The sequence below is a fragment of the Citrobacter sp. Ce129 genome (assembly GCF_030334545.1).
In the GTDB taxonomy this organism is placed as follows: Bacteria; Pseudomonadota; Gammaproteobacteria; order Enterobacterales; family Enterobacteriaceae; genus Citrobacter; species Citrobacter europaeus.
The window spans coordinates 180,092-191,505 of record NZ_JAOWDS010000051.1 but is presented as its reverse complement, the minus strand read 5'-3'; the positions used below and the strand labels follow the sequence as shown (position 1 = coordinate 191,505).

Genomic DNA, 11,414 nt, shown 5'->3' with positions numbered 1-11,414 from the left:
TAAAATGACGACAACAGCAAAAGAGGTGATGGTTGGTGATAAGACGCTTACCGTTGTGCAACTGGAGCCCTGGCAGCGTCTGGCGTTTATTGCTGATTTACAAAAAGATTTCCTGGCACCTCTGCTTAAAAATGCAGAAACAAATGATCTGAATATGCTTTTTTCTGGTGGTAAAAATGGCGATTTTGACGTGATGGCATTGATTTCAGCGTTTTCTGGTTCTCTTGACGGTCAGCGTATTGAGAAATGGACCCGCCGTGTGCTGACGGAGGGCATGGTCATCTATACGCGCCCTGACGGCCAGCGGGCAAAGCTCAGCTTTGGCGAACTGAATAAGTTTTTCACCCACCCCAGCCATATTATTCTGCTACTAAAAGAGGTTATCGTCTGGAATCTGGCCGATTTCAACCAATTGATGGGCACCTTCACGCCGAAAGCGACCACGGTGGTGAAAGAGAGGGAATAACCGTTAAAAACCCTTTTTGCTCATGATAGCTACACTTAACTCAGTAATGAGAGAAGGGTTGTCATGAGCGAGACAATCCCTGTTGGCATCAGGGATTGTTTGTCGTGGGGTGATTTTGAACCTGCATTGCCTGAAATGGGAAGAGGGTGACAGATACCCCCCCGACAAGAGGAGTGACTTTCAGTCTGCGACAGTAACTGTGGTCCAACCGCTGCTTGCACCATTAACATTACTCAAACACTATATGGCGCAATAGCCGGGTGCTTATCTTTCAGGACTGCGCTATTTCAATCCCTGGCCAGAGGTAATGGGTCTGCGCTACGGGCGTTAAGTCTTTTTCTTCAGGAGTATTATGACCACGCATCTGGTCTGGTTTCGACGTGATTTACGTCTGCATGACAACCTCGCGCTGGCGGCGGCTTGTCGGGATCGTTCTGCACAGGTTTTGGCGCTATATATCTCGACGCCTGAACAGTGGAAGGCACACGAAATGGCCCCACGTCAGGCGGCATTTATCAGCGCCCAGCTAAATGCGTTGCAAACGGCGCTGGCAGAAAAAGGCATTCCGCTTTTGTTTCATGAAGTCGCCGATTTTGCGGGCAGCGTGGAAATCGTCAAAAACGTCTGCGCAGAGCATGGCGTTAGCCGATTATTTTATAACTATCAGTACGAAATTAACGAACGCCAGCGTGATGCTGCCGTCGAGAAGTCATTACCTTATGCGGTGTGTGAAGGGTTTGACGACAGCGTGATCCTGCCTCCGGGGGCGGTCATGACCGGCAATCACGAGATGTATAAAGTTTTTACGCCGTTTAAAAATGCCTGGCTGAAGCGGATTAAAGACGGTGTTCCAGAATGCGTTAGCGCGCCGACGGTGAGAGAAAAAGGCGCTCTTGATGCTCCGTTAACACCTATAACACTGGGCTACCCGCAGCAAGATTTTGATGCGCAGCTGTTTGCGGCGGAAGAGAAATTGGCTATCGCGCAATTACGCCAGTTTTGCCTGCAGGCTGCGGGAGAATATGAGCAGTTGCGTGATTTCCCGGCGGTTGAGGGCACCAGTCGATTATCTGCGAGCCTGGCGACGGGAGGATTGTCGCCGCGCCAGTGTCTGAATCGACTGCTTACAGAGCAGCCTCAGGCGCTTGAGGGCGGGGCTGGCAGCGTCTGGCTGAACGAGCTTATATGGCGTGAATTTTATCGTCATCTGATGACTTACCATCCGGCGCTGTGTCGGCATCAACCCTTTATCCGCTGGACCGAACGCGTGCAATGGCAAAATAACCCCGCGCATTTGCAGGCCTGGCAAACGGGAAAAACGGGGTATCCGATTGTGGATGCGGCGATGCGCCAGCTCAACGCCACGGGCTGGATGCATAATCGTTTACGCATGATTGCGGCCAGTTTTTTGGTGAAAGACCTGCTGATCGACTGGCGTAAAGGCGAACAGTATTTTATGTCGCAACTGATAGATGGCGACCTGGCGGCCAATAACGGCGGCTGGCAGTGGGCTGCCTCAACCGGAACCGACGCTGCGCCGTATTTCCGTATCTTTAACCCCACAACTCAGGGCGAAAAGTTTGATCGTGACGGTGAGTTTATCCGCCAGTGGCTGCCGGAACTGCGCGACGTGCCGGGTAAAGCTATTCATGACCCGTGGACGTGGGCTGAAAAAACGCAGGTGACGCTTAACTATCCTCGTCAGATTGTCGATCATAAACAGGCCAGACTGGCGACGCTGGCGGCATATGAGGCGGCGCGTAAAGAGTAAAGGCATGGTGGATTTTGCGTAATGCCTTCCAGCAGAATGAAAGTGTTGCGGTCTGGGGCTTTTAGCGCTGAAGCGTGCGCGCAAGGTTGTTAATGCCCTGATGCAGATGCTTTTATCTGGCAGTAAAGTTCCGTCATCTTCATTCAGGTGATGGAACTTGATGACAATGCCAACAACCTCCACACCGCACGATGCGGTGTTTAAAACGTTTTTACATCATCCCGAAACCGCGCGGGATTTTCTCGACATTCACCTGCCAGCTGAACTGCGGACGCTTTGCGATTTGAATTCGCTGAAGCTGGAGTCAGAAAGTTTTATTGAAGCGGATTTACGTTCGCGCTACTCCGACGTGCTCTGGTCTTTGCACACACGCAACGGCGACGGTTATGTCTATGTGGTGATAGAGCATCAAAGTTCAGCCGAGCCGCATATGGCTTTTCGTCTGTTGCGTTATGCGATGGCGGCGATGCAGCGCCATCTGGACGCAGGGCATAAGGAACTGCCACTAGTGATACCGATGCTCTTTTATCATGGCTGCCGAAGCCCCTATCCGTACTCATTGTGCTGGCTGGATGCCTTTGCCGACCCCGTGGCGGCAAGACAGCTTTATTCCAGCGCATTTCCGTTGGTAGACATAACGGTGGTACCCGATGATGAGATCATGGCTCACAGACGAATGGCCCTGCTGGAACTAATGCAAAAACATATCCGTCAGCGGAATTTGCTGGGGCTGGTAGAGCAACTGGCCACGCTGCTCCTTACTGGATGCGCTAATGACACGCAATTACAGGCGATGTTTAATTACATCCTACAATCTGGCGACGAATCTCGTTTTAATGAATTTATGCAAGAGATAGCGCAACGGATCCCCCAACATAAGGAGAGGCTGATGACTATTGCAGAGCGGTTACGGTTAGATGGATTACAGGAAGGGTTACAGCAGGGTAAACAAGAAGCCGCATTACGTATAGCGCAAACCATGCTGGAACAAGGTATAGATCGCACAATGGTGCTACTGGTTACAGGTCTTACTGAAGAGGAACTCGCAGCCATTCATGCATAATTACCTGAAAAAACAGGCCCGAATCTTATCACATCATCGGGCCTGTAAACTCAGGACTCTACCGCTAACGCACGGTTTCTGAATTTCAGCGACTGGTACAGCCAAATCAGCAGCACCAGCACCACGCAGGCCAGTGCGCCCCAGGTAATTTCGCTAAAGACGTCAATATAGGCATTGATGGAATAGTTGATGGCTCCGGCAGCGTCAAACGAACCTTGCGAGGTCTGATCGGCGATAACGCCTGCCAGGTAGTTGGCGATGGCGCCGGAAAGCAGCATATAAATGCCGGTTAACACGCCGGTTACACCAGGGATCTCGATACGCGTAATTTGCGACATTGCCACCGGGTCAATAAACAGTTCGGCAAAGCCCATGACCGCCAGTCCCAGTACCATCAACGGCATGGAAGAGTGGCCGTAAGCCGCGGACCAGCGAGCGCTCAAGGTCAGAATACAGAAGCCTGCGCTCATTAAACCGAGCCCGAGAGCAAATTTACCCCAGATTCGTACGGTACGATTGCCGCCAACGCTTTCTTTGACCACCCAGGCCAGCACGATACCGCAGAGCATCACGGCAAAAGCGTTAACCGACTGGAACATCGCGGTAGGGACGGAATACCCCAGAATATCGCGGTTAACGAAGCGGTCGATATACAGGCTGATCGAGCTTCCGCCCTGTTGAGCAAAGGCCCAGAACAACAGGCTGAAGAAGGTCAGTGTGACGATAAGCCCCAGCTCTTTGCGCTGCTTCTGAGTCTGCGCCTGGCGATAAATCTTTGCCAGAACAGCGAGGCCAATAACAGTGGCAACGATCAGGGCGTAAACGGACCACTCTTTCCAGAACAGGACAGTAATCAGCAGCGGTGCTGCAACCAGCAGAACTAACAGCCAGGCCCAGTTTGGCAGCACATATTTTTTCGCACACAGGACGGCCTTGTTGACACCGGTAGTATGGGCGAAATGGCGATTACCGCATAAGAAAATCACCAGGCCCGCCAGCATACCAATTGCGGCCAGCGCAAAACCCATCGCCCAACTGTACTCTTCCTGCACGTAGCCGCAGGCAATGGGCGCGATGATTGAACCAATATTCCCGGCAGCGTAGAGCAGAGAGAATCCACCGTCGCGACGCGGATCTTCAGGCTGGTACAGCTCACCCAACAGGCAACTGATGTTGGATTTAAACAGACCATAGCCGCAGACAATTATCGCCAGAGACAAATAGAGGAACGCTGGAGCCATTTCGCTGGCGCCCAATACCAGATGCCCCACCGCCATTAAAAATGCGCCTATCATTACCGCCATCCGGTTGCCGAGCACTTTATCGGCCAGGTATCCCCCAAGAATCGGCGTGACGTAGACCAGCGAGCAGTAGGCGCTGAACAGTTCATATGCGTGATTATCGTCGTACTTAAGCTGGTTAGTGAGATACAGGATCAGTAGCGCACGCATACCGTAAAAACTGAAGTATTCCCAAATTTGTAGCGCGACGACGTAATAAATCGCCCGTGGTTGAGATGCTTGTTTATTCATTATTTTCTCGAAGTAAATGCCTCACGACAGGCTTAACGTGCTGCGCGAGTGTGTTTCCTTAAAGTTGTAACTTTGATACAGATCTGATTATTTTTGCAATATGCTGTCTGATTGCATAAATATACATGAATTAGATCGCGTAGTGGTAAGCAAATCACGTTCAAAGCAGGTGTGATTGTTTCTTGATGTGTCAGTGAAATGGCTATCGACGAACGCAGGCGAGGACGCTATTTTAACCTAAGCTGTGTAGCTGATTGAGCAAGCAGAATTTATGACTACGAGGACGATGATGAAAAACACCGAACTGGAACAACTGATCAACGACAAACTGAACAGCGCCGCCATTAGCGACTACGCGCCGAATGGTTTGCAGGTTGAGGGCAAAGAGACGGTGCATAAAATCGTGACCGGCGTGACCGCAAGTCAGGCGTTGCTGGACGAGGCAGTGCGCCTTGAGGCGGATGCGGTCATCGTTCATCACGGTTATTTCTGGAAAGGCGAATCTCCGGTAATTCGCGGCATGAAGCGGCATCGTCTGAAAACGCTGTTGGAAAATGATATCAACCTGTATGGCTGGCACCTGCCGCTGGATGCCCACCCGGAACTGGGGAATAACGCGCAGTTGGCCGCGCTGTTAGGGATTACCGTAATGGGTGAAATCGAGCCGTTGGTGCCATGGGGGGAACTCTCCATGCCGGTTCCGGGACTGGAGCTGGCATCGTGGATTGAAGCGCGTTTAGGCCGTAAACCGTTATGGTGTGGTGATACCGGGCCGGAGAAAGTTCAGCGCGTCGCCTGGTGTACAGGCGGCGGTCAAAGTTTTATTGATAGCGCAGCCCGATTTGGCGTCGATGCCTTTATCACCGGTGAAGTCTCAGAGCAAACCATTCACTCAGCCCGCGAGCAGGGGCTGCATTTTTATGCTGCCGGTCACCATGCGACCGAACGCGGCGGCATTCGCGCTTTAAGCGAGTGGCTGAATGAAAACACCGATCTGGACGTAACATTTATCGATATTCCTAATCCAGCCTAATAAAGAGGGACGAAAGTGCAGCGAGCGCGTTGTTATCTGTTAGGTGAAACGGCGGTGGTTCTTGAGCTGGAACCGCCCATTACGCTGGCGACTCAGAAACGCATCTGGCGTCTGGCCCAGCGTCTGGTTGATGCCCCGAATGTGCTTGAAGCTATTCCGGGCATGAACAATATCACGGTGACCTTGCGCGACCCGCAAACGCTGGCGCTGGATGCGATTGAACGCCTGCAGCGCTGGTGGGAAGAGAGTGAGGCGTTGGAACCGGATTCGCGCTTTATAGAAATTCCCGTGACCTATGGCGGTGAGTTTGGCCCCGATCTGGCTGAGGTCGCCCGGCACAGCGGATTAAGCGACAAGCAGGTTGTGGAACTTCATGCATCGGTTGATTACGTGGTGTGGTTTATCGGCTTTCAGCCGGGATTTCCCTATCTTGGGAGCTTACCTGAACAACTCCATACCCCAAGGCGTGCGGAACCTCGCCTGATTGTTCCGGCAGGTTCAGTGGGTATTGGCGGATCCCAAACGGGCGTTTATCCGCTTTCCACGCCAGGCGGATGGCAACTGATTGGTCGTACCCCCGTTGCGTTATTTGATCCAAAACGAGAGGAACCAATTCTGTTACGGGCTGGCGATACCGTGCGTTTTGTCCCGCAGAAGGAGGGGATATGTTAAACATTATTCGTGCGGGCATGTATACCTCAGTACAGGACGGGGGACGCCATAGTTTTCGTCAATCCGGAATCAGTCACTGTGGCGCACTGGATAAACCGGCGCTGAACGTCGCTAACCTGCTGGTGGGTAATGATGCGAATGCTGCAGCGCTGGAAATTACGCTGGGGCAACTGGTGGTGGAATTTGAAACCGATGGCTGGTTTGCCCTGACCGGTGCGGGATGCGAAGCGCATCTGGATCATACTCCCGTGTGGAGCGGATGGCGGCTACCGATGAAAGCCGGCCAGCGCCTGACGCTAAAACGGCCGCATCACGGTATGCGCAGCTACCTGGCGGTTGCGGGCGGCTTTGATGTCCCCGAAGTCATGGGCTCGCGCAGTACCGATCTTAAAGTTGGCATTGGCGGACTGGAAGGGCGTTTGCTGCGCGATGGCGATCGGCTGGCAATTGGCGTATCTACCCGGCAATTCAGCGGACCGCAGGGTGTAAAACAGCTCATGTGGGGCAACCATATTCGTGCGCTTCCCGGACCTGAATATCAGGAGTTTGACGAGGTATCACAGGCTTCTTTCTGGCGCTCGCCGTGGCAGCTTAGCCCACAAAGTAACCGTATGGGGTACCGCCTGCAGGGGCAGCCGCTGACGCGCATGACCGATCGCGAACTGCTGTCACATGGTTTGCTCCCCGGCGTGGTACAGGTTCCGCACAATGGTCAGCCGATCGTGCTGATGAATGATGCTCAGACGACGGGCGGCTATCCGCGCATCGCCTGTATCATTGAGGCGGATATGTATCATCTGGCGCAGATCCCGCTCGGCCAGCCGATTCATTTTGTGCAGTGTTCGCTGGAGGAAGCGCTTAAGGCGCGACAGGAACGGCAGCGTTACCTGGAACAATTAACATGGCGACTTAACAATGAAAATTGATCTCAACGCGGACCTCGGTGAGGGATGCGCTAACGATGCGGCGCTGCTGCAACTGGTGTCTTCAGCCAATATTGCCTGTGGGTTTCACGCCGGAGATGCGCAAACCATGCTCTTAAGCGTGCGCGAGGCGCTAAAAAATGGCGTGGCGATAGGCGCGCATCCGAGCTTTCCGGATCGGGAAAATTTTGGCCGTAGCGCCATGACCCTGCCCGCACAAACGGTGTATGCGCAGACGCTGTATCAAATTGGCGCGCTGGCTGCCATCACGCAGGCGGAGGGCGGCGTAATGCGTCATGTCAAACCGCACGGTATGCTTTATAACCAGGCGGCGAAAGATCCTCAGTTGGCTGATGCGATTGCGAAAGCGGTTCATGCCTGCGATCCATCGCTGGTTCTGGTAGGACTGGCAGGAAGCGAACTGATTCGTGCCGCAGAACACTATGGCCTGGTAACGCGTCAGGAAGTTTTTGCCGATCGGGGTTATCAGGCCGATGGCAGTCTGGTGCCGCGTAACCAGCCGGGCGCACTGATTGAGGATGAAGAGCAGGCGCTGGCGCAAACGTTAGAAATGGTGCAATCCGGCAGAGTAAAAAGCCAGAGTGGAACATGGGCGAGCGTGACGGCCCAGACGGTATGCATTCATGGGGATGGCGAGCACGCACTCGCTTTTGCCCGTCGCTTGCGTAGCGCCTTTAATGCATGCAATATTCAAATTAGCGCATAAATTTTTATATAAAACAATAATATATTACACAACAACATAAGGGATTTAATTATGGGAGAGGCTATTTCTCTCTGGCCATTGACGGGTATCGCCGTCATTGTGGTCGGATTTCTTTTACGTTTTAACCCGGTATTGGTGGTCATTATTGCCGGGATCGTCACGGGACTGGCGGCGCATATGCCGGTAGCCACCATCCTTGAGAAACTGGGTGAAGGTTTTCTTAACACCCGCAACCTGCCGTTTATCCTGCTGATCCCGCTGGCGGTTATTGGCCTGCTGGAACGTCACGGACTCAAAGAGCGCGCTCAGGCGTGGATTGCAAAAATCCGCAGCGCCACCAGTGGCCGTCTGCTTATTGTCTATCTGTTCATACGCGAAGCGACCGCCGCGTTAGGACTGACCAGTTTGGGGGGGCATCCACAGATGGTGCGTCCGCTGCTGGCGCCGATGGCGGAAGGGGCTGCTGAAAAAAATCATGGTGAGATACCGGGCGCGGTACGCTATCGCCTGCGCGCAATGTCAGCTGCGACCGATAACGTTGGGCTGTTTTTCGGGGAAGATATCTTTGTTGCCTTCGGTGCCATCATATTCATGCACAACTTTATGCTGGAGTCTGGTGGGATCCAGACCGAACCGTTGCATATCGCCTTGTGGGGGATCCCAACGGCAATTTGTGCCTTTCTGATCCACGGCACGCGTCTGTGGCGTCTGGATAGCTATTTGCAACGTGAGGTGGCGAAAGCGAATGCCGCAGCGAAAGGAGAAGCGAAATGAATTTTCAACAAAGCTATCTCTATTGGCTGGCGGGAGCGGTATTACTGATTGTGGCGCTGATGTCGTGGCAGGACAAGGCGAACCCTCGCCGCTTCACTACAGGCCTGTTTTGGGGCATATACGGTGTATTGTTTTTGCTTGGCGACTGGACATACTCGCTGTTTGGCGACAAACGCGCGGTGCATATTGCCGTTGGTGTTGCGGTGGTCGTTCTGGCCCTGATCGCCGGTTTTGGCGGCGTGAAGCTGGGAAGCTACCATCAACGGACGCCGCAACAGCGAGAAGAAAGCGCCAGTCGCCTGGGCAACCGCCTGTTTTTCCCGGCGCTGGCGATTCCGGTAGTAACGGTGATCGGCGTGCTGATGTTCAACCATATTCCGGGCTTACAGGATGCGCTGTTTGGGCCGGGTAATCACGCCACGCTGGTGACGCTTTTTTCCATGACAGCGGGCTCGTTGATTGGTCTGGCGATGGCGATAAAAATGACCCATGAGCGGGTGCATCAGCCGATTCAGGAGGCGCGCCGTCTGCTGGATTCCATCGGCTGGGCGTTCATCCTGCCGCAAATCCTGGCCACGCTCGGGCTGTTGTTTACGGCGGCTGGCGTAGGCAGCGGCATTTCATATCTGACGCAGGAATATCTGGCGGTAGACAGTCGCTTTATCGCGGTGGCGGTGTACACCATCGGCATGGCATTGCTGACCATGGTGATGGGCAATGCATTTGCTGCTTTCCCGATCGTGACCGCTGGGATTGGTATTCCGATCCTCGTACTGCAACACGGCGGCAATCCAGCGGTAATGGCGGCGATTGGTATGTTCTCCGGCTATTGCGGGACACTGATGACGCCGATGGCGGCGAACTTTAACATTGTCCCTGCTGCGCTGCTGGAGCTGCCGGATAAAAACGCGGTGATTAAAGCGCAGGTGCCAACCGGCATACTGCTGCTGTTGGTCAACGTGTTCCTGATGTATTTCCTGATGTTCTTGTAAGGTGACAGGATGAAAACAGTACTCATCACGGGATTTGAACCCTTTGGCGGCGAGTCAGTTAACCCTTCCTGGGAAGTGGTCTCGGGACTCGACAATGCTATTATCGGTGGATGCCGCGTCGTTGCCCGCCAGCTGCCGTGCGTCTTTGGCGAATCTCTTGCCGTACTCAATGGCGCGATTGATGCGCTGTCGCCATCGTTGGTGCTGGCTGTGGGGCAGGCGGGCGGGCGCTCGGATATCACCGTGGAGCGCGTGGCGATCAACGTTGATGATGCACGTATTGCGGATAACCAGGGACAACAGCCGGTAGATGTGCCGATTGTCGTCGATGGTCCTGCGGCATGGTTTAGTACGTTGCCGATCAAAGCGATGGTTGTGGCTATGCGCAACGCGGGAATTCCGGCCTCGGTTTCCCAGACCGCAGGTACCTTTGTGTGTAACCACGTAATGTATGGTCTGCTGCATAAATTACGCGACGTGCCGGCGGTGAAGGGCGGTTTTATTCATATCCCTTATCTGCCGCAACAAGCTGCACAGCATCCCGGAGCGCCAAGTATGGCGGCTGAAACCGTTCGCCGGGCGCTGGAAGTCGCCATTGCCACCGCCTTGCAGGTGGAAAGCGATATCACAGTGACGGGCGGCGCAACACATTAACAAAGGACAGTATTATGCCTGAAGGCCCGGAGATCCGCCGCGCGGCGGATAACCTGGAGGCGGCAGTCAAAGGCAAACCCCTGACGGATGTCTGGTTTGCCTTTGAGCAGTTAAAACCGTATCAATCTCAACTAATTGGGCAGAGTGTTACTCAGCTTGAAACGCGAGGGAAAGCACTGCTGACTCATTTTTCTAATGGTCTGACGCTGTACAGTCACAATCAGCTCTACGGCGTGTGGCGAGTCGTGGATACTGGCAAAATCCCGCAGACTTCGCGGGTTCTGCGTGTCAGGCTGCAAACAGCCGATAAAACCATCCTGCTCTATAGCGCGTCTGATATCGAAATGCTGACGCCAGAGCAGCTTACCACTCATCCGTTCCTGCAACGAGTTGGGCCGGATGTGCTGGATTTACGTTTAACGCCCGATGAGGTTAAAGCGCGTCTGTTATCTCCGCGTTTTCGTAATCGCCAGTTTTCTGGCCTGCTACTGGACCAGGCGTTTCTGGCGGGATTAGGTAACTACCTGCGGGTAGAGATCCTTTGGCAGGTAGGGTTGACCGGGCAGCATAAAGTGTCTCAGCTTAGTGACGAACAGTTGGATACGCTGGCGCGTGCGCTGCTTGATATTCCTCGTCTGTCCTATAATACCCGCGGGCTGGTGGATGAGAACAAACACCACGGCGCGTTGTTTCGCTTTAAGGTCTTTCACCGGGACGGTGAAGCCTGCGAGCGCTGTGGTGGAATCATCGAAAAAACGACGCTCTCTTCGCGCCCTTTTTACTGGTGTCCGGGATGTCAGAAGTAGA

General features: G+C 53.6%; 12 protein-coding genes and 1 pseudogene. 12 read left to right on the top strand and 1 reads right to left on the bottom strand.

Annotation, left to right across the window (positions count from 1 at the left end; genetic code table 11):
• Positions 1 to 4: 4 nt before the first annotated feature.
• From OGV77_RS02990 to OGV77_RS02975, 4 genes and pseudogenes are all read left to right on the top strand, one after another.
• Positions 5 to 466, top strand: a complete 462-nt coding sequence (locus OGV77_RS02990; RefSeq protein WP_043015605.1) for a phage tail assembly chaperone — start codon at positions 5 to 7, stop codon at positions 464 to 466.
• Between the two features lie 205 nt (positions 467 to 671).
• A pseudogene (locus OGV77_RS02985) lies at positions 672 to 797 on the top strand (DUF1722 domain-containing protein); the annotation flags it as partial.
• Between the two features lie 21 nt (positions 798 to 818).
• The gene (phrB, locus tag OGV77_RS02980) at positions 819 to 2,237 is read left to right on the top strand and encodes a deoxyribodipyrimidine photo-lyase (RefSeq protein WP_043015606.1); all 1,419 of its coding nucleotides are present in this window, start codon (positions 819 to 821) and stop codon (positions 2,235 to 2,237) included.
• A gap of 160 nt (positions 2,238 to 2,397) precedes the next feature.
• Entirely contained in the window at positions 2,398 to 3,300 is a 903-nt protein-coding gene (locus tag OGV77_RS02975) for an Rpn family recombination-promoting nuclease/putative transposase (protein ID WP_043015607.1), read from the top strand.
• A 50-nt stretch (positions 3,301 to 3,350) separates the two neighbouring features.
• Here the strand turns inward: OGV77_RS02975 and dtpD are convergent, their stop codons facing one another.
• Entirely contained in the window at positions 3,351 to 4,832 is a 1,482-nt protein-coding gene (gene dtpD / locus OGV77_RS02970; RefSeq protein ID WP_043015608.1) for a dipeptide permease DtpD, read from the bottom strand.
• Positions 4,833 to 5,121: 289 nt separating this feature from the next.
• On the opposite strand from dtpD, the gene ybgI reads away from it, so the two are divergent.
• The 8 genes from ybgI to nei are packed head-to-tail and all read left to right on the top strand — an operon-like array spanning position 5,122 to position 11,413.
• Positions 5,122 to 5,865 (top strand): radiation resistance protein YbgI, encoded by a 744-nt coding sequence (ybgI, locus tag OGV77_RS02965; RefSeq protein WP_043015609.1) that lies wholly within the window; start codon positions 5,122 to 5,124, stop codon positions 5,863 to 5,865.
• 15 nt (positions 5,866 to 5,880) lie between these two features.
• On the top strand, positions 5,881 to 6,537 hold the full coding sequence (gene pxpB / locus OGV77_RS02960; protein ID WP_075144979.1) for a 5-oxoprolinase subunit PxpB: 657 nt from the start codon (positions 5,881 to 5,883) through the stop codon (positions 6,535 to 6,537).
• A complete protein-coding gene (gene pxpC / locus OGV77_RS02955; RefSeq protein WP_047412630.1) occupies positions 6,531 to 7,463 on the top strand; it encodes a 5-oxoprolinase subunit PxpC in 933 nt (310 codons plus the stop codon). The genes pxpB and pxpC overlap by 7 nt, the downstream gene beginning before the upstream one ends.
• Entirely contained in the window at positions 7,453 to 8,187 is a 735-nt protein-coding gene (pxpA, locus tag OGV77_RS02950; RefSeq protein ID WP_043015612.1) for a 5-oxoprolinase subunit PxpA, read from the top strand. Before pxpC ends, pxpA begins: the two co-directional genes overlap by 11 nt.
• A 51-nt stretch (positions 8,188 to 8,238) precedes the next feature.
• Complete coding sequence (locus OGV77_RS02945; protein ID WP_075144978.1) at positions 8,239 to 8,961, top strand: DUF969 domain-containing protein; 723 nt, start codon at positions 8,239 to 8,241, stop codon at positions 8,959 to 8,961.
• On the top strand, positions 8,958 to 9,953 hold the full coding sequence (locus tag OGV77_RS02940; protein ID WP_043015614.1) for a DUF979 domain-containing protein: 996 nt from the start codon (positions 8,958 to 8,960) through the stop codon (positions 9,951 to 9,953). Before OGV77_RS02945 ends, OGV77_RS02940 begins: the two co-directional genes overlap by 4 nt.
• A gap of 9 nt (positions 9,954 to 9,962) precedes the next feature.
• Complete coding sequence (pcp, locus tag OGV77_RS02935; RefSeq protein WP_047412626.1) at positions 9,963 to 10,607, top strand: pyroglutamyl-peptidase I; 645 nt, start codon at positions 9,963 to 9,965, stop codon at positions 10,605 to 10,607.
• 14 nt (positions 10,608 to 10,621) lie between these two features.
• The gene (gene nei, locus OGV77_RS02930; protein WP_286502601.1) at positions 10,622 to 11,413 is read left to right on the top strand and encodes an endonuclease VIII; all 792 of its coding nucleotides are present in this window, start codon (positions 10,622 to 10,624) and stop codon (positions 11,411 to 11,413) included.
• The last annotated feature ends 1 nt before the right edge of the window (position 11,414 follow it).